This is a genomic window from Variovorax sp. W2I14 (assembly GCF_050435205.1).
GTDB lineage: Bacteria > Pseudomonadota > Gammaproteobacteria > Burkholderiales > Burkholderiaceae_C > Variovorax > Variovorax paradoxus_C.
Window position 1 is genome coordinate 229,063 of record NZ_JBNDJX010000001.1, and the last position, 22,059, is coordinate 251,121.

Consider the following 22,059-nt stretch of genomic DNA (forward strand, 5'->3'; position numbering starts at 1 on the left):
CCGCCATGTCAGACGTGCATTCCGATCAACTGCTCAGCGAGGTCGCGGCGCTGCCGCAACTGCCGGGCGTGTACCGCTACTTCGACGCCGCCGGCGCGGTGCTCTACGTGGGCAAGGCGCGCAACCTCAAGAAGCGGGTCGCCAACTACTTCCAGAAGAGCCACGGCGGCACCCGCATCGGCCACATGATCTCGAAGATCGTGCGCATGGAGACCACCGTGGTGCGCTCCGAGGCCGAGGCGCTGCTGCTCGAGAACAACCTCATCAAGACGCTCAAGCCGCGCTACAACATCCTGTTTCGCGACGACAAGAGCTACCCCTACCTGAAGATCGCGTCGCACGCGTTTCCGCGGCTCGCCTATTACCGCGGCTCGGTCGACAAGAAGCACCGCTACTTCGGTCCATACCCGAGCGCCTGGGCGGTGAAGGAGTCGATCCAGCTGCTGCAGAAGGTGTTCAAGCTGCGCACCTGCGAGGACACGGTGTATGCGAACCGCACGCGGCCCTGCCTGCTGTACCAGATCAAGCGCTGCACCGGCCCCTGCGTCGGCTACATCACGCCCGAAGCCTATGCGCAGGATGTGGCGAGCGCCGAGGCCTTCCTGATGGGCGACACGCAACTCGTGCTCTCCAAGCTGGAGCAGCGCATGACCACGCACGCCGAGAAGCTCGAGTTCGAGCAGGCGGCCGAGCTGCGCAACCAGATGTCGGCGATCTCGCGGGTGCTGCACCAGCAATCGATCGAGATCGCGTCGGACAAGGACGTGGATATCCTCGCGGTCAAGGTGCAGGGCGGCAGGGCCTGCGTGAACCTTGCGATGGTGCGCGGCGGGCGCCACCTGGGCGACCGGCCCTACTTTCCGGTGCACGTGGAAGACGCCGCGCAGATCCACCATGGCGAGATGGATGCGGAAGAGGGTGTCGAAGCAGTCGCGGCCGACCCCATCGAAGTGCAGGTGCTCGAAGCCTTCATCGCCCAGCACTACATCGACGTGCCGGTGCCGGCCACGCTGGTGCTGAGCCACCTCGTGAGCCGCGAACTGATCGAGGCGATCTCGCAGCAGGCCGGCGGGCGCGTGACAGCGGTGTTCCAGCCGCGCGAGCAGCGTCGCCACTGGCTCGAGATGGCAGAGACGAACGCGGGCCTGCAGCTGGCTCGCCTCTTGGCCGAAGAAGGTTCGCAGCAGGCGCGCACCCGCGCACTGGTCGAGGCGCTCGAGCTCGCGTGCGACGATCTGGACAACTTCCGCGTCGAATGCTTCGACATCTCGCACACGGCCGGCGAAGCCACGCAGGCCTCGTGCGTGGTGTTCGAGCACCACACGATGCAGAACAAGGAATACCGCCGCTACAACATCGAAGGCATCACGCCGGGCGACGACTACGCCGCGATGCGCCAGGTGCTGCACCGCCGCTACGGCAAGCTGGCCGAGGCGATGGCGGCCGAGACCGAGGCGTTGCCGCCCGGCGACGCAGAGAGCGAAGGCATAGAGGGCAGCGAGGCGTCGCCCAAGACCCGGACCGCGCGCATGCCCGAGCTGGTGTTGGTCGACGGCGGCAAGGGCCAGGTGTCGATGGCACGCGAGGTGTTCAGCGAACTGGGCCTGCCGCTGTCGTTGATCGTCGGGGTCGAGAAGGGCGAGGGCCGCAAGGTCGGTCTCGAAGAACTCGTATTCGCCGACGGCCGCGAGAAGGTCTACCTCGGCAAGGATTCGGCGGCGCTGATGCTGGTCGCGCAGATCCGCGACGAAGCGCACCGCTTCGCCATCACCGGCATGCGGGCCAAGCGCGCGAAGGTGCGCGTGGGCGGCAGCCAGCTGGAAGACATTCCTGGCATCGGCCCGAAGCGCCGGGCGCGATTGCTGCAGCGCTTCGGCGGCATCCGCGGCGTGGCTGCGGCGAGCATGGAAGACATCGCCTCGGTCGAGGGCATCGCTGCTGAACTGGCCGAGGAGATCTACAAGGCTTTGCACTGAGAGACGAGCCAAGCTGCGGGGTCATCCCGCCATGACACAATCGCCCGCATGTTCTGGACCCTACCGACCATCATGACCTGGACGCGCATCGTCGCGATCCCTTTGATCGTCGGCGTGTTCTACCTGCCGATGGCCGAGCCGATGCGCAACCTGATCGCCACCGTCATGTTCATCGTCTTCGCGGCCACCGACTGGCTCGACGGCTACCTGGCGCGCAAGCTCAACCAGACCTCGGCCTTCGGCGCCTTCCTCGACCCGGTGGCCGACAAGTTCCTCGTGTGCGCCGCGCTGCTGGTGCTGGTGCATCTGCAGCGCGCCGATGTGTTCGTGGCGCTCATCATCATCGGCCGCGAGATCGCCATCTCTGCGCTGCGCGAATGGATGGCGCGCATCGGTGCCGGCAAGAGCGTGGCGGTCCACATGATCGGCAAGGTCAAGACGACCGTGCAGATGGTCGCGATTCCATTCCTGCTCTATGACGGGCACCTCTTCAAGGTGATCGACACCGGCCTCTGGGGCCAGTGGCTGATCTGGATATCGGCGGTGCTCACCGTCTGGTCGATGGTCTATTACCTGCAGAAGGCCATTCCGGAGATCCGGGCGCACTCCAAATGACGGCGGTGGCCCCTGGACCCGGCCCGGGCGGCTCGGGGTGGCTGCGGGCCATGCCGGCGGTCTTCGTGTTGATCTGGAGCACCGGCTTCATCGTTGCGCGCTATGGCATGCCCTATGCGCCGCCCCTCAAGTTTCTTGCTGTGCGCTATGCGCTCTCGCTCCTGTGCTTCGGCATCTGGGTCGCGCTCGCGAAGGTCGCGTGGCCGAAGGAGCGATCGCAGTGGGGGCATCTCGCAGTCACGGGCGTGCTGATGCAGGCGGGGTATCTCGGTGGTGTCTGGGCCGCGGTACACGCTGGCATGGGCGCGGGGCTGGTGGCGTTGCTGGTCGGCATCCAGCCGGTGCTCACCGCGATCTGGCTTTCTTTCAACGGCGGGCGCATTTCGAAGCGGCAGTGGGCCGGACTCGTTCTGGGGTTCGCAGGCCTGGTGCTCGTGGTCTCGCGCAAGTTCGGCCAGGGCACCGAGGTCAGCGCGCTGACGATGGCGCTCACCGTCTTCGCGCTTTTGTCGATCACGGCGGGCACGCTGTACCAGAAGCGTTTCGTCGCACCGTGCGACGTGCGCAGCGCGAGTGCCGTGCAGATGGCGGCCGCGCTGCTCGTGACCCTGCCCTTTGCGGCCATGGAGTCGCAAAGCATCGAATGGAACGCGCACTCGACCGGCGCAATGGCCTGGTCGGTGCTGTCGCTGTCGCTGGGCGGCAGTTCGCTGCTCTACATGCTGATCCAGCGCGGCACGGCCACGGCCGTCACCAGCCTGCTGTACCTCGTGCCGCCATGCACGGCGGTGATGGCGTGGCTGCTGTTCGCGGAGCCGATCACGCTGGTGACGTTGCTGGGCATCGGGCTCACCGCGATCGGTGTGAGCCTGGTGGTGCGCGGCGAGCGCTGAACCTCAGCGCTCGCCCGTCGTCCCCGTCTTCCCCGCCTTCGCCGGCTTCCACGGCTCGCCGCGAAACTGCTCTGCGAGGTGATCGACCAACAGCCGCACGCGGCGCGGTGTCTTCGGCCGCCAGGGCGCGACCCAGTGGATGTCGGCATCGGGCATCGTGTACTGCGGCAGCACGCGCACCAGTTCGCCGCTGGCCAGTTGCGGCGCGATGTCCCAGAGGCTGCGCAGCATGACGCCGTGGCCCGCCATGCACCAGTCGCGCACCATCTCTCCCGAATTGCTCGCGAGCGGCCCCTGCACGCGAACGCGCGCGGTGCTGCCGTCGCGCACATGACGCAGCGTCCAGAGTACGAACTGGCGCTGGTTGATCTCGCCGTTCTCGCGCGCGACCAGGCAGGCGTGCGAGGTCAGCGCGTCGACCGTGGCCGGCGTGCCGTGCTGCGCAATGTACGACGGCGCGGCCGCCAGCACGCGCTGGTTGCGCGCGATGCGGCGCGTGATCCAGTCGGCCGCACGGTGTTGCTGCACGGCCCACAGCCAAAGCGCGCCGTCGTAGCCTTCGGCGCCGAGGTCGGGGAGTTGCTCAGTCAGCAGCAGTTCGATCTGAAGGGCGGGGTGCCGGGCCTGGAAGGTAGCAAGTGCCGGCCCTAGCCAGCGCCTGCCGAAGCCGAAGGTCGCGGCAAGGCGGATCGTGCCGACCAGCGCGTTCTGCCGCTCGCCGAGTTCGCTTTCGAGCGCGGCAAAGCCTTCGAGCAACGCGCGCGCATGCAGGCACACCGCCTCGCCTTCGGCAGTGACGTTGAGGCGCCGTGTGGTCCGGTCGAACAGCCGCTGCCCGAGCCGGCCCTCGAGCGCACCCAGTCGCTTGGTGATGACAGAGGGCACGACGTCTAGCGTGGCGGCCGCGCCGGCGAGGCTGCCCTGGTCGCGAATTGCCAGCACCAGTTCGAGATCGCCGCGTTCCAGCGAGGATGAATTCATGCCAATCTGGAAAGTATGAATTGGCTGATTGTTGCTTGATGATCGCCGGGGCGCAACGCACAATCGTTCCGTGACCAACTCCTTCCTCACCTTTCCCACCTTCGACATCGAGCGCAACGGCGTGCGCATCCATGGCCGCGTCGGCGGCAGGGGCGCGCCGCTGCTGTTGCTGCACGGCCATCCGCAGACGCATGCGATCTGGCATCGCGTGGCACCGCAATTGGCCGAGCAGTTCACCGTGGTCGCAGTGGACCTGCGTGGCTACGGCGACTCGGGCCGGCCGACCGCCGATGTCGAGCACGCGGTCTACAGCAAGCGCGAAATGGCGCTCGATGCGCTCGCCGCCATGCGGCACCACGGCTTCGAACGCTTCGGCGTGCTGGCGCACGACCGCGGCGCACGCGTGGCGCACCGGCTCGCGGTGGACCATGCGGCTGCGGTCGAGCGCATGCTGCTGCTCGATATCGCGCCCACGCTCGCGATGTACGAGAACACTTCCGAGGCTTTCGCGAAAGCCTACTGGCACTGGTTCTTTCTTATCCAGCCGCCGCCGTTGCCCGAGGCGCTGATCGCTTCCGATCCGGCGCGTTACGTACGCAGCGTGATGGGCGGTCGGCACGCAGGCCTCGCGCCTTTCGCACCCGAGGTGCTGGCCGAGTACGAGCGATGCGCCGGCATTCCCGGCACGGCCGAATCCATCTGCGAGGACTACCGCGCCTCCGCCACCATCGATCTCGTGCATGACCGCGCGGACCTCGCCGCCGGCCGCAAGCTCGCGCAACCGCTGCGCGTGCTCTGGGGCGAGCACGGCGCGGTGGGCAAGTGCTTCGATGTGCTCGCGCTATGGCGCGCGTGCGCCAACGACATCTCGGGCCGCGCGCTGCCGTGCGGCCACTACATTCCCGAAGAAGCCCCGGCCGAATTGCTCGCCGAGGCGCTCGCATTCTTTTCACCCATCCAACAAGCAGGAGCCACTCCATGAGCACCCACAGAATCGCAGTCATCGCCGGCGACGGCATCGGCAAGGAGACCATGCCAGAGGGCCTGCGCGTGGTCGATGCGGCGGCGCGCAAGTTCGGCATCGATCTGAAATTCGACCACTTCGATTTTTCGAGCTGGGACTACTGCGAGAAGCACGGCAAGATGCTGCCCGACAACTGGAAGGACCAGATCGGCGGCCACGATGCGATCTTCTTCGGCGCGGTCGGCTGGCCCGAGAAGATTCCCGATCACATCTCGCTCTGGGGCTCGCTGCTGCTGTTCCGCCGCGAGTTCGACCAGTACATCAACCTGCGCCCCGCGCGCCTCATGCCCGGCATCATTGCGCCCGTGGTGCGCCGCGACGGCACGCCGCGCCAGCCCGGCGAGATCGACATGTACATCGTGCGCGAGAACACCGAAGGCGAGTACTCGAGCATCGGCGGGCGCATGTACGAAGGCACGCCGCGCGAGATCGTGGTGCAGGAGACGGTGATGTCGCGCGTGGGCGTGGACCGCGTGCTCAAGTTCGCGTTCGAGCTCGCGCAATCGCGGCCGAAGAAACACCTGACGAGCGCCACCAAGTCGAACGGCATCTCGATCACCATGCCCTACTGGGACGAGCGCGTGGCCGAGATGGCGAAGAACTACGCGGGCGTGAAGCTCGACAAGTTCCACATCGACATCCTCACCGCGCACTTCGTTCAGCGTCCCGACTTCTTCGACGTGGTGGTGGCGAGCAATCTCTTCGGCGACATCCTCTCGGACCTCGGGCCGGCCTGCACCGGCACCATCGGCATCGCGCCGAGCGCCAACCTGAACCCAGAGCGCACCACGCCGTCGCTGTTCGAACCGGTGCATGGCTCGGCGCCGGACATCGCGGGCAAGGGCATCGCGAACCCGATCGGGCAGATCTGGTGCGGCGCGATGATGCTGGAGTTCCTCGGCCACAAGGAAGCGCACGATGCGATCCTCTCGACCATCGAGAAGGTGCTCGCGCCCCAAAGCGGAGCACCGCGTACACCGGATATCGGCGGCACCGCGAGCACCAGCGACCTCGGAAAGGCAATCGCTGAAGCGCTTTGAAAAGTACTTCACGAAACGCGCCGGAAAGTGCGCGACAAAACGCCCCTAAAATCGCGCGCTCCGCTGTTCTGCGTGCCGTCGTGTCTTATTGACACCCTGCAGGGCAGTGGTTGTAATCCTCGCTGGCAGCGCGCTGCCGAGGCGTCAGGCCTGCCAAGCTCTTGAGTCGCACCCACCCGCGGCCAGGTCGCAGCTGACGAAAGCCGACCAACTTTTTCTCTACAAGGGGCCCTTGTGAACAAGACCGAACTGATTGAGCACATCGCAAAGAACGCCGATATTTCCAAAGCAGCTGCCACGCGCGCGCTCGAATCCACCATCGGCGCCATTCGTACCACGCTCAAAAAGGGCGGCTCCGTTTCGCTCGTCGGTTTCGGCACTTTCGCAGTAGGCAAACGGGCCGCCCGCACCGGCCGGAATCCCCGCACCGGCGACGCGATTAAAATCAAGGCAGCCAAGATTCCGAAGTTCCGTCCGGGCAAGGCGCTGAAAGACGCGCTGAACTGAGACTAGACTCGGAGAGTATTCCGGTGGGGTGCTTAGCTCAGTTGGTAGAGCGGCGCCCTTACAAGGCGTAGGTCGGGGGTTCGAGCCCCTCAGCACCCACCACCACCCAGATGCAAAGGCGAACACCAGTTCGCCTTTTTTATTGCCGTCCGACATCCGTCGAAAAAGAGTGTTCAAGCATGTTTGATTTCTTCCGCAAGTACAACAAGATCGTCATGATTTTCTTGTTCTTGCTGATCATTCCCTCGTTCGTGCTCTTCGGTGTGGAGCGTTACCAGGGCTCCGGCCGCGACGAGAAGGTTGCCCACATCGAAGGCGGCGACATCACCAAGCCGGAATGGGATGCGCAGCATCGCATCGAGACGGACCGCATCCGCCAGCAGTCGCCCAACGTCGATCCGACGGTGCTCGATTCGGACGCCTTGCGCTATGCCACGCTGGAGCGCATGGTGCGCGACCGCGTGCTGGCCGCAGCCGCCGCCAAGGCGAACATGACCGTCTCCGAAGATCGTCTCTCGCGGATCTTCGCGCAGGACCCGGGCTTGGCGTCCTTCCGCACGCCCGACGGCAAGTTCGACCGCGAGACCTTCCTTCGCGTGACGGGCCGCACGCCCGAGCAATACGAAGCGCAGGTGCGCGCCGACATGTCCACGCAGCAGGTGCTGCTCGGTGTGTCGGGCACGGCCCTCACGCCGCCGGCACTGGTGGCCGCCACGGTCAACGCCTTCTACGATCGCCGCGAAATCCAGGTGGCCCGCTTCGCCCCTGAGAGCTTCGCCTCGAAGGTGACCGTGAGCGACGCCGACATCGAGGCCTACTACAAGGACCACACCTCGCAGTTCCAGGCGCCCGAACAGGCCAGCATCGAATATCTCGTGCTCGATCTCGACGCGGCCAAGAAGAACGTCGTCGTCAGCGAAGCCGACCTCAAGACCTACTACGAACAGAACACCGCGCGCTTCGGCACGAAGGAAGAGCGCCGCGCGAGCCACATCCTGATCACCGCGCCGGCCAGCATGTCCGCCGCCGATCGCGAAAAGGCGAAGGCCAAGGCCGAGCAGCTGCTCGCCGACGTGAAGAAGGCACCGAACACTTTCGCCGACGTGGCGCGCAAGAACTCGCAGGACCCCGGTTCGGCAGAGAAGGGCGGAGACCTCGATTTCGTCACCAGGGGCGCGATGGTCAAGCCGTTCGAAGACGCGATGTTCGCGCTGAAGAAGGGCGAGATCAGCGGCGTCGTCGAAACCGAGTTCGGCTATCACATCATCCATCTCGTCGACATCAAGCCGGCCGTTGTGCCGCCCTTCGAGCAGGTTCGTGCAACCATCGAAAGCGAAGTCCGCGCCGCGCAGGCCGCGCAGGAATTCGCGAAGGCCGCCGAGGTGTTCACCGATGCGGTGTACCAACAGCCCGACAGCCTCAAGCCCGCTGCGGAAAAGCTCAAGCTCACGATCCAGACCGCGACCAATGTCCCGCGCACCCCCGCGCCGGGCGCCAAGGGCCCGCTGGCCAGCCGCAACTTCCTGAGCGCGCTGTATGCCGGCGACTCGCTCGAGCGCAAGCAGAACACCGAAGCAATCGAGGTCGGCTCCAGCCAGCTCGCCTCGGGCCGCGTGACGCAGTACACGCCCGCGCATCCGATCCCGCTGGCCGAGGTCAAGGACAAGATTCGTGCGCAGCTCGTCACCGAGCGCGCAGCCGTGCTGGCCAAGACCGAAGGCGAAGCCAAGCTCGCGGCCTGGACCGCCAAGGCGGATGGTGCGACCTTCGCTGCCCCGGTCACCGTCTCGCGCATCGATGCGCAGTCGCAACCCATGCCGGTGATCGACGCTGCGCTCCGCGCCAATGCAGCCAAGCTGCCTTCGCTGGTGGGCGTCGACCTGGGCGCGCAAGGCTACGCGGTGGTGCGTGTGACCAAGGTGGTTCCGCGCACACCGCCGCCGCCCGAGCAGGCGCAGCAAGAGAGCGCGCAGGTCGGCCAGTCGGTGACGGCAGCGGAGGCCGATGCGTACTACAAGCTGCTGAAGGAACGCTTCAAGGCCGAGATCCTCGTGCCGAAGCCGGCGGACACGCTGCCTGTGGCATCCGCCCGCTGACGCGAGGCTGCTCCGCAAAACGAACGCCCGGGTCGATGACCCGGGCTTTTTTTTGGTCGCACGTGGGACAAGCGCGGCCTGCGCTTCTTGCCAGAATCCGGCGCATGGGAACCCTCTACCTCGTGCGCCATGGGCAAGCCAGTTTCGGCGCTGCCGACTATGACAACCTGAGCGAGCTCGGCCATCGGCAGTCCGTGCGCATGGGTGAATATTGGCGCGAGCGAGGCATGGCATTCGATGCCGTCATCACCGGCACCTTGAAGCGGCATCGCCAGACATGGGAGGGCATCGCCAAGGGCCTGGGCCTGGAGCGCGACGACGTGCTGCCGTGGCCCGGGCTCAACGAATACGACAGCGAAGCGATCATCGCCACGATTCACGAAGGCAAGCTAGAGAAGCCGGATTCACCCGAGATGTACCGCCATCACTTCCGCCTGCTGCGCCAAGGCCTGGGCGCCTGGATGCAGGGCAAGACGGCGCCGGCCGGGATGCCGAGCTATGTCGACTTTCTCGCCGGTGTGACGACTGCGCTTGATCATGTGCGTGACCGGCATCACGGCGCGAAGGTGCTGGTGGTGTCGAGCGGAGGGCCGATCAGCACTGCGGTCGGCCACGTGCTGGGCACGAGCGCAGAGACGACCATCGAACTCAACCTGCGCATCCGCAACACCTCGGTGACGGAGTTCGCGTTCACGCCGAAGCGCCACATGCTGGTGACCTACAACACGCTGCCGCATCTCGATGGGCCGACGTACGAGGACTGGGTCACGTACTCCTGATATTTCCCTGAGTCGCGCTGCGCCGCGTCAGGCCTGCCAGACGCCGTAGCCGGCCTTGCGCAAGGCGATGCCGAGGTCGACCTCCATCAGGCGCGCGTCGTCGTAGGGCATCGGGTTGTAGCGCTCATAGAGCGCGGGCAGCAGGCGCACGCCGAACTCCTGCACGAAGCTGTTGGCCTGGATGCCGGCCTTGTGCTTGTCGAAGCGGATGTCGGGATCCAGCCCGGTCATGCCCACATAAACGAAGGGCTTGCCGAACTGGTAGTCGGGGTTGGCGCGCCTGAAGCGGCTGCTGTTCCACACGCGATCATCGAGTTCGACCACGTAGACGTGGTGCTTGGCGCGTGGCTTGCGGGGCATGGGGGTCGCGGCCTGGCCGCACGGTGCGGCTTCGGCAAGGCCGCGCGGGTATCAGCTCTTGCGCTTGATCAGGCCATAGAGGATCAGCAGCACGATCGCGCCCAGCACGGAAGCGATGAAGCCGGCGCCCTGGCCTGCGGTGTACCAGCCCATGGCCTGGCCGACGTAGGTGACGATCAGCGAACCCGCAATGCCGATCAGCGTCGTGACGATGAAGCCTGCGGAATCGTCGCCCGGCTTGACGGCGCGTGCCACCAGACCCACGACGAACCCGATCAGAATAGTCCAAACGATGCTCATGAAGAAATTCCTTTGGCGGTGAAGTGGAAGTGGCGAAAAGCCGAGCCCGTCTGCGCGGGCCGCATCGATGATAGCGGAGCCATGTGAGCCGTCGCACCAGCGATGGGCATCGGCGCATGTGAACGCGAATTTCTGCAGCAAGGTCGGTGGCGAGTGCGCTGCGGCGTCCTACAGAACATGGATGCATGCCGGGCTATACCGGATGCATGCTTGAAAAATTACCCGAAGCCGTCGGCCGCGCATTGCACGGCGTGCGCGCTGGTCTGGACAACATCGTTTTCAACACGCTCGGCCTGCGCGAAGGCATGGCGTCGATTGCGGTGACCAGCGTGGCCTTTGCCGATCACGCGCCGATACCGCCGCGCTACACAGCCGATGGAGAGGGCGTCTCGCCGCCTTTGCAATGGACGGGGCTGCCTTCAGGCGTCGCATCGCTGGTGTTGATCGTGGAGGACGCCGATTCCCCCACGCCGAATCCGCTGGTGCATGCCATCGTGGTCGGCTTGAGGCCCGAGGACGACAGGCTGGTGGAGGCCGCCATTCCCGGCAACGATCAGGAAGGCGCCGGTTTGCACGTCGGGCGCAATTCGAGCCTGCAGGCCACCTGGCTGCCGCCGGACCCGCCGCCCGGCCACGGTGTGCATCGCTACGCTTTCCAGTTGTTCGCGCTCGACAGCGTTCCTGTGTTTTCCGAAGAGCCAGGGCGCGATGAAGTATTCGGCGAATTGCGCGACCACGCTGTTGCCAGCGGCCTGCTGATCGGCACGTGCGAGCGATCCGATGGCTCCATCAAGATAGAAGAGGCCGTCGGCGCCCCGGGCCCTCTGGCGGCGGGCTGAATGTGAATTTCAACCACGTTGCGACTCGCTGGAGTCAAAACCGCGATTTTTGACGCTACAATTGCGGGCTCTGCGGTGGCTGTAGCTCAGCTGGTAGAGTCCCAGATTGTGATTCTGGTCGTCGTGGGTTCGAGTCCCATCAGCCACCCCAAAAAATATCTCCCTGTCGCTATTTCGCAATAGCAATCAAGGGATTCCAACGCCGGGTTTACCCGGCGTTGTCATTTCCGGCACCCTGTTCGTTGCAGCAGTTGTCCGTCGACTTCTCTCCTCTTGTTCTCCTCGATATACAGAGGCAAAGCGGTTCGCTTTACGTTGCGCGCTGTTGCATTAACCCGTTGGGCAGGCATTTTTTCTGGTGCCAATGTGCTTGTGACAAATGCAAACTGAATTAAAATCCACCCGTTTTCAATTTACAGGAGTCCAACAATGGCTTCCCTTGCCGATATCAATTCCCAGATCAAGAAGCACGACGAGCAGATTGCTCAATTGCGGAAGCAGGCTGAAGACCTCCGTAACCAAGAACGCGCGGGCGTGATCGAAGAGTTGCGCAAGAAGATCGCGGAATTCGGTTTGACCGCTTCCGACCTGAAACTCGGCGGCCGCGGTGCAGCCGTCAAACGCAGTGCAGGTGCCGCAGCGCCCAAGGCAGCCGCCAAATACCGCGGCCCGACCGGCGAAACCTGGTCTGGCGGCCGTGGCCGCAAGCCGCGCTGGGTGACCGAAGCATTGGCTGCCGGCAAGTCGCTTTCTGATTACGAGATCAAGTAAGCGCTGCGAATCGCCGAACTTTTATCAATAAAAAAGCCCGCATGCGCGGGCTTTTTTATTGGGCGGTTGAAACGAGGTTCGCTCAGTTCACCATCACCAGTTTTCCTTTGACGCCGCGCGAACCCATGTGTGCGTATGCGGCCTTCAATTCAGCCATCGGCATCGTGCTGTCGATCACCGGCTTGATCTTTCCCTGGCCGTACCACTGTGCCAATTCGGCCATCATCTGCGCATTGGCCTTGGGTTCGCGTCTGGCGAAATCGCCCCAGAACACGCCCACGAGCGATGCGCCTTTCAACAGCGTCAGATTCAATGGCAGCGACGGAATGGGACCCGACGCAAAACCCACCACCAAATAGCGGCCGCGCCAGCCAATGGAGCGAAAAGCGGGTTCTGCAAAATCGCCGCCGACGGGATCGTAAATGACATCCGGGCCCTTGCCGTCGGTGGCGGCCTTGATGGCATCGCGAAAACCGTTGGGCAATGCGTGCGTCGTGTAGTTGATCGTCGCATCGGCGCCAATGGACTGGCAGAGCTCACATTTCTCATCGGTCGAGGCGGCTGCAATCACTTTTGCACCGGCGGCCTTTGCAATCTGGATGGCTGCGGTCCCCACGCCACCTGCTGCACCCAGCACCAGCACGGTTTCCCCGGCCTTGAGCTGCGCGCGGTCCATGAGCGCGTGCCACGAGGTGGCGTAAATCATGATGAACGCGGCCGCGTCGACATGGCCGAAGCCCTCGGGCAGCGGCATGCACAGCGCCGCGGGGGCCAGCGTGTGGGTGCCGAAACCACCGGTGCCCGAGAGGCACGCCACGTTCTGGCCCACCTTCAGGTGCGTCACGCCTTCGCCGACCGCCTGAATGACGCCCGCGTATTCCGAGCCGGGAACGAAGGGCAGGGGCGGCTTCATCTGGTACTTGTTCTGCACGATCAGCAGGTCGGGGAAATTCAGGCTGGCGGCCTTGATCTCGATCAGCACCTGCCCCGGGCCCGGCGTGGGTGTCGGCAGTTCTTTCCAGGTGAGCGCGTCGACGCCAACGGGGTTTTCGCAAAGCCATGCGTGCATGCTCGGGTCTCCTTCGGATGGGTAATGTTGAGGCAATGACTGCGGGCATGATAGGTGCCGCGGCAGGGCGTCCTTGTCCCTGCTGCGACGCACCCGACGCCTACAATCCGGTGCACCGAAAAGCACCATGAAGATACTTATTTCCAATGACGACGGCTTCCAGGCGCCGGGCATCGTCGCACTGCACGACGCGCTCAAGGACATCGCCGACGTCGAGGTGGTCGCACCCGAACACAACAACAGCGCCAAGTCGAACGCGCTCACGCTGGCCGCACCGCTTTACGTGCACAAGGCGCACAACGGTTTTCGCTACGTCACCGGCACGCCGGCCGATTGCGTGCACATCGCGCTCAAGGGCCTGCTCGACTACCGGCCCGACCTCGTGGTCTCCGGCATCAACAACGGCGCCAACATGGGCGACGACACCATCTATTCAGGCACCGTCGGCGCGGCCATGGAGGCTTACCTCTTCGGCATTCCGGCGATTGCTTTCTCGCAGATCGAAAAGGGTTGGGCGCATGTGGATGCGGCAGCGCAAGTCGCGCGTCGTCTGGTGCAGCAGGTCGAGCGCGAAAGGATGATCGGCGGCCCGGCCTTCCTGCTCAACGTGAACGTGCCGAACCGGCCGTTCGACGAGCTGAAGCCGGTCAAGGTCTGCCGGCTCGGCCGCCGGCACGCTGCGGAGAAGGTCATTACCCAGGACAGCCCGCGCGGCGAGACGATGTACTGGATTGCCGGCGCGGGCGGCGCCAAGGACAGCGGAGAAGGCACCGACTTCCACGCCACCGCCGCCGGCCACATTGCCCTCACGCCGCTGCAGATCGACCTGACCGACCACGCCAACCTGGGCCAATGGCGCGAGACGGTGGCCCGTCTCGGCAATTGACATGGCCACGCAACGGCCGAGTTTCCCGGTTCGCCTGACACCCACCGCTTCGGCAGCCACGCGCGGGCGCATGCCTGCCGTGCCGGCCAAGCCGATGGTGCCGTCCACGCCCTCGATGGCCTCCGACGCCGTGCGCGCGCGCATGGTGCAGAAGCTCGCGGCGCAGGGCATTTCCGATCCGCGCGTGCTGCGCGCGATGGGGGCCGTCGAGCGGCATCGCTTCGTCGACAGCGCGCTGGTCAACCAGGCGTACGAAGACACCAGCTTGCCGATCGGCCTGGGGCAGACGATCTCCAAGCCGAGCGTGGTGGCCCGAATGATCGAGCTCCTGCTTGCTGCGCCCGCGCTGGCTGGCAAGCCGCAGGACCGCCTTGGCCGCGTGCTCGAGATCGGCACCGGCTGCGGCTACCAGGCCGCTGTGCTGAACCATGTGGCGACCGAGGTCTACAGCATCGAGCGCCTGCGCGGCCTGCACGAGCGTGCGCGCACGAACCTGCGGCACTTCCGGCTGGCCACGGTGCACCTGATGCTGGGCGACGGAATGATCGGCTATGCGAAGGGCGCGCCCTACGCGGGCATCATCGCGGCGGCCGGCGGCGAAGCCGTTCCGGAGGCCTGGATTTCACAACTCGCGGTCGGCGGGCGCATCGTCGCGCCGACCCATTCGGACAAGGGCGGACAAGCCCTCGTCGTCATCGACAAAACCGCCCGAGGACTGGAGCGTCTCATTCTTGAGGCGGTTCACTTTGTCCCCCTAAAATCGGGCATCGCTTGAAGGAATAACAAATGCAGGGTTTTGGCAATCGGAGTTTGTTCGCGGGCATCACGTTGGCCGTTGTGCTCGTGATCGCGGGCTGCTCCGCACCGCGCGGGCCGGCACCCGTCGAGGACCGCGGCACCATGTCGCGAGCGCCCGGTGCCACGCCGGGTGGTCCTCCCATCACCGTCGATGCCAACGGCAAGCCGCTCCAGGGCATCGAGAACTACGGCAAGCCTGGCTACTACGCCGTGCGACCCGGCGACACGATCCGCCGCATCGGCAGCGACACCGGACAACGCTGGCAGGACATCGCCCGCTGGAACAATCTGGACAACCCCGACCTGATCGAAGTGGGCCAGGTGCTGCGCGTGATTCCGCCGTCGGGTTCGGGCACGGCCGTTGCAACCGCTCCCGCAGTTTCGGGTTCGGAAGGCGCCGTCACCAAGCCCGTGACGCCGCCCCCGGGGATCGCACCTGTTCCAGCCAGCGGCGCAAGCACGCCGGTGAAGCCGGCGACGCCTGTCACGGCTTCTCCGGCAAGTCCCGGCAGCGGAAGTTCGGGCGACGAAGACCTCGGCTGGATCTGGCCCGCGAGCGGTTCGCTCATCGCCGGCTTCGATGAAGCCAAGAACAAGGGCTACGACATCAGCGGAAAGGCGGGCGACCCCGTGCTGGCTGCGGCCGACGGTCGTGTGGTGTATGCGGGCGCGGGCCTTCGCGGCTACGGCAACCTCATCATCCTGAAGCACAACAACACCTACCTCACGGCCTATGCGCACAACCAGGCGCTGCTCGTGAAGGAAGACCAGTCGGTTCAGAAGGGCCAGAAGATCGCCGAAATGGGCAACAGCGACGCCGATCGCGTGAAGCTGCATTTCGAGATCCGCCGCCAGGGCAAGCCCGTCGACCCGTCACGCTACCTGCCCGGCCGGTGATGCCATGGCTGCCTCCCGCCCCCGTCGCACGCTGCCTGTGCGCGGGCTGGCGGGCAGAGGTGGCAGGTCTTCCGGCGACAAGGAAATCTCGCCCGACGAGAATATTCCGGCCGACCCTGTGGAGCTCAACGCGGCGCTGCCGCGCGGCGCCAAGGCCGAGCTGATCGGTGGCGAAGGCGCTGACGCGCTGACCATCTACCTGCGCCAGGTCCGGCGTACCGAGCTCTTCACCCCCGACGAGGAATTCCAGACCGCCTGCGCCGCGCGGTCCGGCGACTTCGCGGCGCGGCAATCGATGATCGAGCACAACCTCCGGCTCGTGGTCAACATTGCCAAGGGGTATCTCGGCCGCGGCGTGCCGCTCTCGGACCTCATCGAAGAGGGCAATCTCGGACTGATGCACGCCATCACCAAGTTCGAGCCCGAGCGCGGTTTTCGCTTCTCCACCTATGCGACCTGGTGGATTCGCCAGTCGGTCGAACGCGCGGTCATGACCCAGGCGCGCGCGATTCGCTTGCCGGTGCATGTGGTGCGCGAGCTGCAGCAGGTGCTGCGCGCGCGCCGTGCCCTCGAAGGCGATGCCGAGTTCGTTGCGCGCCGCCCCGATGGTGTGCGCGTGGAGGACATCGCGGCGCTGCTCGGCCGCGACGTGCAGGACGTGGCCGACCTGCTGGCGCTTTCCGAAGCGCCGCGCTCGCTCGATGCCGGCGATGCGCGCGGGGAGGAGGGCTTCACGCTCGCGGACACGGTGGCATCCGACGATGAGCAGGGCAATCCTGGCGGCGTGACCCAGGCACACGAGGTGGAGCGTCTGCTCGACCAGTGGATCCACGCGCTCGACGCACGCGAGCGCGAGGTGCTGGAAGGCCGCTATGGCCTGCATGACCGAGAACCCGAAACGCTCGAAGTGCTGAGCGTGCGCCTGGGCCTCACGCGCGAGCGCGTCAGGCAGATCCAGAACGAGGCGCTGGCCAAGATGCGCCGGCAGTTGGCGCGCTCGGGCATCGGGCGGGACGCGCTGTTCTAGCGGAGGCAAAAAAACGGGGCGGCCGCGCTGAGACAATCGGGGAATGACGGAACCCATCGAAGAAAAGAAAGTCCCCACGAATCCCGGCGAAGAATGGCTGAAAGTCGAGTCGCTCGACCTCGATGCGCAGGGCGTTTCCCACAAGGCCGACGGCATGGTCGTTTTCATCGAAGGCGCATTGCCTTTCGAGGAAGTGCAGTTCAACGTCCATCGCCGCAAGAACAACTGGGAACAAGGCACGGTCACCCACATCCGGCGCGAATCGTCGCAGCGGGTGCGCCCGGGCTGCCCGCATTTCGGCCTGCACACCGGGGCTTGCGGCGGCTGCAAGATGCAGCACCTGGACGCCGCGGCGCAGGTGGCCGTGAAGCAGCGCGCGCTGGAAGACAACCTCTGGCACCTGGGCAAGGTGCGCCCTGAAAACGTGTTGCGTCCGCTCGAAGGCCCGGCATGGCATTACCGCTACCGCGCGCGGTTGTCGGTGCGCCACGTGGTCAAGAAGGGCACGGTGCTGATCGGCTTTCACGAGCGCAAGAGCCGCTACCTCGCCGACATGCAGGTGTGCCCGGTGCTGCCCAAGCAGGTCAGCGACATGCTGATGCCGTTGCGCGCACTGATCGGCTCGATGGATGCGCGCGAGACCTGCCCGCAAATCGAGCTGGCTTGCGGCGATGCGCCGGACTCCACCGCACTTGGCACGATCGCGCTGGTGCTGCGGCACCTGGAGCCCCTGTCGCGCGCCGACATTGACCGGCTCAAGGCATTTGCCGCCCAGAACGAAGGTGTCCAGTGGTGGTTGCAGGCCAAGGGGCCGGAGACGGTGAAGCTGCTGGAAGAGGGCGGCATGCCGCTGGCTTACCGGCTGCCCGAATTCGGCGTCACGATGCCGTTCAAGCCCACCGATTTCACGCAGGTGAATCCGCACATCAACCGCGCGCTGGTGGGCAAGGCGCTTCGGCTGCTTGATGTGCAGTCCGACGAGCGGGTCATCGACTGGTTCTGCGGTCTCGGCAATTTCACCTTGCCGCTGGCGAGCCGGGCGCGCGAGGTGCTGGGCATCGAAGGCAGCGACACGCTCGTGGCGCGCGCGACCGACAACCTCAGGAAGAACGAGCCCGCAACGAGCGCTCGGCGGGCGCTCTCGCCGACCACGTTCGTCGCGCGCAACCTGTTCGAGATGACGCCGGCCATGCTGGTCGCCGACGGCAGCGCCGACAAGTGGCTGGTCGATCCGCCGCGCGAAGGCGCTTTCGCGCTCGCCAAGGCGATGGCCGACCTGCATCAGCAGCCCGAGTTGCGCACCGATGGATGGACGCCGCCCAAGCGCATCGTGTACGTGAGCTGCAACCCATCGACGCTTGCGCGCGATGCTGGTTTGCTGGTGCATCAAGCGGGCTATCGATGCACCTTCGCGGGGGTGGTCAACATGTTCCCGCACACGGCGCACGTCGAGTCGATTGCCGTCTTCGACCTGGAATGAAAAAGGGCCCGAAAGGGCCCTTTGTCCTTGAGCGCGGTTTTCGCTCGCTCAGTCGCGTTCGCCGCCGAAGATGCCCAGCAGCGCCAGCAGGCTCTGGAACACGTTGAAGAGGTCGAGGTACAGGGCCAGCGTGGCGGTGATGTAGTTGGTTTCGCCGCCGTCCATGATCTGCTTCAGGTCATAGAGCATGTAGGCAGAGAAGATGCCGATGGCGGCCACCGAGATGACCAGCATGCCCGTGGTCGAGCCGACGAACACGTTGATGATCGCGCCGAACATCAGCACCATCGCGCCGACGAACAGGAACTTGCCCATGCCCGACAGGTCGCGCTTGATGAAGGTGGCCAGCGAGGCCATGACGAAGAACACGCCTGCGGTGCCACCGAAGGCGGTCATGACGAGTTCGGAGCCGTTCTTGAAGCCGAGCACCATCGCGATCAGGCGCGACAGCATCAGGCCCATGAAGAAGGTGAAGGCCAGCAGCACCGGCACGCCGGCTGCCGAGTTCTTGGTCTTCTCGATGGCGAACATGAAGCCGAAGGCGCCGCCGAGGAAGACGATCAGGCCGAGTCCGCCGGTGAGCGAGCGCGTGAGTCCGGTGCTCACGCCGAACCAGGCACCCAGCACGGTGGGCAGCAGGCTCAGTGCCAGCAGCCAATAGGTATTGCGCAGGACGCGTTGGCGCTCCGCCTGCGGCAACGTCTGGCCGTAGCCTGTGGAAGTGTCGAGGGTGGTGACGCGGTCGTTCATGGCCGAAGCTCCTGTGGTTGCTGCTGCGCAGTTGGGCGCATTCTAGGTGTCTGCAAGAGGAGGGGGCGCTAAAGACCGTATCCAGGTTGTTCTTAAGCGTCCTGGCGGTTTCGAGGCGGGCGGCCGTTATGCTGTCGGGTTTTTACGCAACCAGAGCTCAACATGAAGACCAAATCATTCCTCGAACTCGCCGACGTCAAGGCCATCGCCGCAGCGGCCGAAGCCGAGGCTCTCAAGAACAACTGGGCCGTGACCATCGCCATCTCGGACGATGCTGGCAACCTGCTCTGGCTGCAGCGCCTGGACGGTGCCGCGGCGCTGTCGTCGCACATCGCCCCGGCCAAGGCGCACACGGCTGCCATGGGCCGGCGCGAGAGCAAGGTCTATGAAGACATCATCAACGGCGGCCGGACGGCCTTCCTGACGGCGCCCGCGGTTCAGGGCCTGCTCGAAGGCGGCGTGCCGATCGTGAAGGACGGCCAGGTCATCGGCGCAGTCGGCGTGAGCGGCGTCAAATCGAACGAAGACGCGCAGATTGCCAAGGCGGGCATTGCCGCAATCGGCCTCTGAGTCTTTTCTCTCCGCACAAAGCAAAACGCCGACTTCGAGGTCGGCGTTTTCTTTGGAGCGTTCAGCGTGAAAAAAAGCTTGGCTAGTCGGCGAACCGTTGGCTAGCAAAAAACGACCCTTCGGAGATAAATCTCCTTGAGTCGCCCCACGATGAAACTTGCGCGAAGGGCGGGCTGAGTGACTTATTTACTTGGTCAGGATCAGCTTGCCGAGTTTGGTGGCCTGGAGCCGGTAGAGCGAACCGTTGTGCATGATGCCCACGGTCTTGCTTCCTTTGAGAAGCTCCGTGCTTTCGACCATTGGCACCGGACGCGATGCCTGGATCGACGCATGGCCGCCACCCGATTGGTCGAGCGAAGGATGGTTCAGAACAGTGAAGGCATTCGGTGTGGCTGGCATTTGAGGTTCCCTTATCGAAGCGATGAGTGAATGATAATGATTCTCAACAAGAAGTCAATCGCGAAGATTGATTTTTTTCACACGCTTCGAATTCAGTTCACTTCGCGTCGGGTTCGGTGATGAAACCGATCTTCCTGACGCCGGCTTCCCGCGCTTCCGACATGGCCTTGGCCACGCGCTCGTAGCGCACGGCCTTGTCGCCGCGGATGTGCAGTTCGGGCTGCGGCTCCTTGGCGGCTTCGGCGGCAAGGCGGTTGGGCAGCTCGCTGTCGTCGATTTTCTGCTCGTTCCAGTAGTAGCTGCCGTCTGCCGTGACACTGAACAGGATGTTCTGCGGCTTGGGCTGCTCGGGCTCGCTGCTGGCGCGCGGCAGGTCGATGTTGACCGCGTGCTTCATCACCGGCACGGTGATGATGAAGATGATCAGGAGCACCAGCATGACGTCGACCAGCGGCGTCATGTTGATCTCGTTCATCACCTCATCGGGTTCGTCTTGTGTTCCGAAAGCCATGGCGTTCAGCCCTTCTTGAGCGGAACCACGATCGCGTCGCCGCTACCGCTTTGCACGCGGGCGCCGGTCACGAAGTAGGCATGCAGGTCGTGCGCGAAGCTGTTGAGCTTGGTCAGCACGAACTTGTTGCCGCGAACCAGTGCGTTGTAGCCGAGCACCGCGGGAATCGCCACGGCCAAGCCGAGCGCCGTCATGATCAGCGCCTCGCCGATGGGGCCCGCCACCTTGTCGATGGTGGCCTGGCCGGCCGAGCCGATGCTCATCAGCGCGTGGTAGATGCCCCAAACGGTGCCGAAGAGGCCGATGAACGGCGCCGTGGAACCCACAGATGCCAGGATGGCCAGGCCGGTTTGAAGGCGGGCAGTGAATGCATCGATGCCGTTGCGGAGGGCGCGCGTGATCCAGTCGCTCACGTCGAGCGCATCGTGCAGGTGGGCCTTGGTGTTGCGGTGGTGGGCTGCTGCCTCGCGGCCTTCGAGCGCGAGTGCGCGGAAGGGATTGCCGTCGTCTTTGCCGAGCTTGTTCAGGGCGGTGGCGAAGTCTTCGCTGTGCCAGAAATCCTGCGAATTCTTGGCCAGGCGCTTGTATTTGATGACGTCGAGCGCCTTGACGATGATCACGATCCACGACGCAAGCGACATGCCGATCAACAGCACCGCGACGGCCTTGGTGACGAAATCGCCCTGATTCCAGACGTTCATCAAGCCAAATTGGGAATCCATACGAAGTTGCTCCAGAGAAAAATTAGTTCAGGACGTAGTTGACGGGGGCGTCATAGGACATGGCCTGAACCACGCCGTTGACCTTGCCGGGCACGAACCGGCATTTCATGATGTATTCGATGGCAGCTTCGTCCAGGCGTTCGAAGCCGCTGGATTTCTTGATCTCGGCGCTTTTCGGCAGGCCGTCCGCGCCGACGAGGACCTTGACGATCACCTTGCCCTGTTCGCCGAGCCGCTTGCTCATGGCCGGATAGACCGCTTTGGGGTTCTGCAGGTAGTCGGCGTTGCTCGACGGCAGCTGAACGGCCGGTGGGGCCGGAGGTGCGGGCGGCAGCGCGGGAGGAGCCGGGGGCGTGGGCGGCGCAGGCGGCGCGGGAGGAGGCGGCGGCTCCGTGGTACCGACAGGCGCCTGTGGCGCCGGCGTGGGCTTGGGTTCGCGAATGGCTTGCGGTCGCGGGGGCGGCGGCGCCTTGGTCACTTTCGGCGGCGGCGGCGGAGGTGGCGGAGGCTCCACCTTGGGCTTTGGCGCTTCGATGAACTGGCTCATTATTTCGACCGGGATCACCACTTCCGCGGCCCGCCGAAGCAGCCCGCTTTGCAACGCCCAGAGCGCGGCTGCGTGAAACAGGACGACACCGCTCGCAATGACGACATTGCGCGAGAGACCAAAAACCGAGGGGGGAGGGGCAAAGCGGTCAGACACGATCAACCATTCGAATGCGGGCACGCCAAAACGTGCCCCGATTGCAGCAAAACCGCTACGACGTTA

The 22,059-nt window shown here is 64.9% G+C and carries 25 protein-coding genes and 2 tRNA genes; 18 read left to right on the plus strand and 9 right to left on the minus strand.

The genetic code is table 11. The features are described 5' to 3' along the window. The first annotated feature begins 5 nt into the window (after positions 1–5). The 3 genes from uvrC to QF040_RS01055 are packed head-to-tail and all read left to right on the plus strand — an operon-like array spanning position 6 to position 3,484. Entirely contained in the window at positions 6–1,976 is a 1,971-nt protein-coding gene (gene uvrC, locus QF040_RS01045) for an excinuclease ABC subunit UvrC (protein ID WP_429609363.1), read from the plus strand. A gap of 48 nt (positions 1,977–2,024) precedes the next feature. Continuing rightward, positions 2,025–2,591: a CDP-diacylglycerol--glycerol-3-phosphate 3-phosphatidyltransferase gene (gene pgsA / locus QF040_RS01050; protein ID WP_042578517.1), complete on the plus strand. Its 567-nt coding sequence runs from the start codon at positions 2,025–2,027 to the stop codon at positions 2,589–2,591. Beyond that, a complete protein-coding gene (locus QF040_RS01055) occupies positions 2,588–3,484 on the plus strand; it encodes a DMT family transporter (RefSeq protein ID WP_429609365.1) in 897 nt (298 codons plus the stop codon). Before pgsA ends, QF040_RS01055 begins: the two co-directional genes overlap by 4 nt. Before the next feature lie 3 nt (positions 3,485–3,487). Here the strand turns inward: QF040_RS01055 and QF040_RS01060 are convergent, their stop codons facing one another. Next, positions 3,488–4,465 (minus strand): LysR substrate-binding domain-containing protein, encoded by a 978-nt coding sequence (locus QF040_RS01060; protein ID WP_429609367.1) that lies wholly within the window; start codon positions 4,463–4,465, stop codon positions 3,488–3,490. A gap of 70 nt (positions 4,466–4,535) precedes the next feature. On the opposite strand from QF040_RS01060, the gene QF040_RS01065 reads away from it, so the two are divergent. The 6 genes from QF040_RS01065 to QF040_RS01090 all read left to right on the plus strand — a co-directional run bounded on the left by QF040_RS01065 (position 4,536) and on the right by QF040_RS01090 (position 9,911). Beyond that, positions 4,536–5,447: an alpha/beta fold hydrolase gene (locus QF040_RS01065; RefSeq protein WP_429609369.1), complete on the plus strand. Its 912-nt coding sequence runs from the start codon at positions 4,536–4,538 to the stop codon at positions 5,445–5,447. After that, on the plus strand, positions 5,444–6,529 hold the full coding sequence (locus QF040_RS01070; protein WP_013540411.1) for a tartrate dehydrogenase: 1,086 nt from the start codon (positions 5,444–5,446) through the stop codon (positions 6,527–6,529). The genes QF040_RS01065 and QF040_RS01070 overlap by 4 nt, the downstream gene beginning before the upstream one ends. A 234-nt stretch (positions 6,530–6,763) precedes the next feature. Then, positions 6,764–7,036: an HU family DNA-binding protein gene (locus QF040_RS01075; protein ID WP_007830705.1), complete on the plus strand. Its 273-nt coding sequence runs from the start codon at positions 6,764–6,766 to the stop codon at positions 7,034–7,036. Positions 7,037–7,062: 26 nt separating this feature from the next. Continuing rightward, a tRNA-Val gene (locus QF040_RS01080) sits at positions 7,063–7,138 on the plus strand. Positions 7,139–7,215: 77 nt separating this feature from the next. After that, a complete protein-coding gene (locus QF040_RS01085) occupies positions 7,216–9,132 on the plus strand; it encodes a peptidyl-prolyl cis-trans isomerase (RefSeq protein ID WP_429609372.1) in 1,917 nt (638 codons plus the stop codon). A 104-nt stretch (positions 9,133–9,236) separates the two neighbouring features. Further along, entirely contained in the window at positions 9,237–9,911 is a 675-nt protein-coding gene (locus tag QF040_RS01090; protein ID WP_429609373.1) for a histidine phosphatase family protein, read from the plus strand. 27 nt (positions 9,912–9,938) lie between these two features. Here the strand turns inward: QF040_RS01090 and QF040_RS01095 are convergent, their stop codons facing one another. Together QF040_RS01095 and QF040_RS01100 are read right to left on the minus strand one after the other, a co-directional pair. Next, positions 9,939–10,271, minus strand: coding sequence for a hypothetical protein (locus QF040_RS01095; RefSeq protein WP_429609374.1), 333 nt, complete (start codon positions 10,269–10,271; stop codon positions 9,939–9,941). A 51-nt stretch (positions 10,272–10,322) separates the two neighbouring features. After that, entirely contained in the window at positions 10,323–10,571 is a 249-nt protein-coding gene (locus tag QF040_RS01100) for a GlsB/YeaQ/YmgE family stress response membrane protein (RefSeq protein ID WP_013540415.1), read from the minus strand. Between the two features lie 146 nt (positions 10,572–10,717). Between QF040_RS01100 and QF040_RS01105 the strand changes: the two genes are divergently transcribed. From QF040_RS01105 to QF040_RS01115, 3 genes are all read left to right on the plus strand, one after another. Further along, positions 10,718–11,410 carry a YbhB/YbcL family Raf kinase inhibitor-like protein gene (locus QF040_RS01105; RefSeq protein WP_429609375.1) on the plus strand — a complete coding sequence of 231 codons (693 nt, stop codon included), beginning with the start codon at positions 10,718–10,720 and terminating at the stop codon, positions 11,408–11,410. A gap of 75 nt (positions 11,411–11,485) precedes the next feature. Beyond that, positions 11,486–11,561 (plus strand) — tRNA-His (locus tag QF040_RS01110). Between the two features lie 278 nt (positions 11,562–11,839). Further along, positions 11,840–12,181 carry an H-NS family nucleoid-associated regulatory protein gene (locus QF040_RS01115; protein WP_429609377.1) on the plus strand — a complete coding sequence of 114 codons (342 nt, stop codon included), beginning with the start codon at positions 11,840–11,842 and terminating at the stop codon, positions 12,179–12,181. A gap of 82 nt (positions 12,182–12,263) precedes the next feature. On the opposite strand, the gene QF040_RS01120 is transcribed toward QF040_RS01115, so the two are convergent. Then, positions 12,264–13,250, minus strand: coding sequence for an NADPH:quinone oxidoreductase family protein (locus QF040_RS01120; RefSeq protein ID WP_429614592.1), 987 nt, complete (start codon positions 13,248–13,250; stop codon positions 12,264–12,266). Between the two features lie 127 nt (positions 13,251–13,377). On the opposite strand from QF040_RS01120, the gene surE reads away from it, so the two are divergent. Genes surE through rlmD form a run of 5 tightly spaced genes read left to right on the plus strand, consistent with a single transcriptional unit; the run spans position 13,378 to position 18,338 of the window. Further along, a complete protein-coding gene (surE, locus tag QF040_RS01125; RefSeq protein ID WP_429609379.1) occupies positions 13,378–14,136 on the plus strand; it encodes a 5'/3'-nucleotidase SurE in 759 nt (252 codons plus the stop codon). A gap of 1 nt (position 14,137) precedes the next feature. Beyond that, entirely contained in the window at positions 14,138–14,911 is a 774-nt protein-coding gene (locus QF040_RS01130) for a protein-L-isoaspartate(D-aspartate) O-methyltransferase (RefSeq protein WP_306877577.1), read from the plus strand. Positions 14,912–14,922: 11 nt separating this feature from the next. Beyond that, positions 14,923–15,831, plus strand: a complete 909-nt coding sequence (locus QF040_RS01135) for a peptidoglycan DD-metalloendopeptidase family protein (RefSeq protein ID WP_429609381.1) — start codon at positions 14,923–14,925, stop codon at positions 15,829–15,831. Positions 15,832–15,835: 4 nt separating this feature from the next. Then, entirely contained in the window at positions 15,836–16,858 is a 1,023-nt protein-coding gene (locus QF040_RS01140) for a sigma-70 family RNA polymerase sigma factor (protein WP_429609383.1), read from the plus strand. Positions 16,859–16,901: 43 nt separating this feature from the next. Beyond that, positions 16,902–18,338 carry a 23S rRNA (uracil(1939)-C(5))-methyltransferase RlmD gene (gene rlmD, locus QF040_RS01145; protein WP_429609385.1) on the plus strand — a complete coding sequence of 479 codons (1,437 nt, stop codon included), beginning with the start codon at positions 16,902–16,904 and terminating at the stop codon, positions 18,336–18,338. Positions 18,339–18,386: 48 nt separating this feature from the next. Here rlmD and QF040_RS01150 read toward each other — a convergent pair whose 3' ends face one another. Then, positions 18,387–19,088 carry a Bax inhibitor-1/YccA family protein gene (locus QF040_RS01150; RefSeq protein ID WP_429609386.1) on the minus strand — a complete coding sequence of 234 codons (702 nt, stop codon included), beginning with the start codon at positions 19,086–19,088 and terminating at the stop codon, positions 18,387–18,389. Positions 19,089–19,250: 162 nt separating this feature from the next. Here QF040_RS01150 and QF040_RS01155 point away from each other — a divergent pair, with 162 nt between their 5' ends. Beyond that, positions 19,251–19,658, plus strand: a complete 408-nt coding sequence (locus QF040_RS01155) for a GlcG/HbpS family heme-binding protein (RefSeq protein WP_013540499.1) — start codon at positions 19,251–19,253, stop codon at positions 19,656–19,658. Positions 19,659–19,844: 186 nt separating this feature from the next. Here QF040_RS01155 and hemP read toward each other — a convergent pair whose 3' ends face one another. The 4 genes from hemP to QF040_RS01175 form a co-directional block, all read right to left on the minus strand. Further along, positions 19,845–20,057 (minus strand): hemin uptake protein HemP, encoded by a 213-nt coding sequence (gene hemP / locus QF040_RS01160; protein ID WP_013540500.1) that lies wholly within the window; start codon positions 20,055–20,057, stop codon positions 19,845–19,847. A gap of 97 nt (positions 20,058–20,154) precedes the next feature. Further along, positions 20,155–20,568, minus strand: a complete 414-nt coding sequence (locus QF040_RS01165) for an ExbD/TolR family protein (protein ID WP_013540501.1) — start codon at positions 20,566–20,568, stop codon at positions 20,155–20,157. Positions 20,569–20,573: 5 nt separating this feature from the next. Then, complete coding sequence (locus tag QF040_RS01170) at positions 20,574–21,290, minus strand: MotA/TolQ/ExbB proton channel family protein (RefSeq protein ID WP_429609388.1); 717 nt, start codon at positions 21,288–21,290, stop codon at positions 20,574–20,576. A gap of 22 nt (positions 21,291–21,312) precedes the next feature. Further along, the gene (locus QF040_RS01175) at positions 21,313–21,996 is read right to left on the minus strand and encodes an energy transducer TonB (protein WP_429614593.1); all 684 of its coding nucleotides are present in this window, start codon (positions 21,994–21,996) and stop codon (positions 21,313–21,315) included. Positions 21,997–22,059 lie beyond the last annotated feature (63 nt).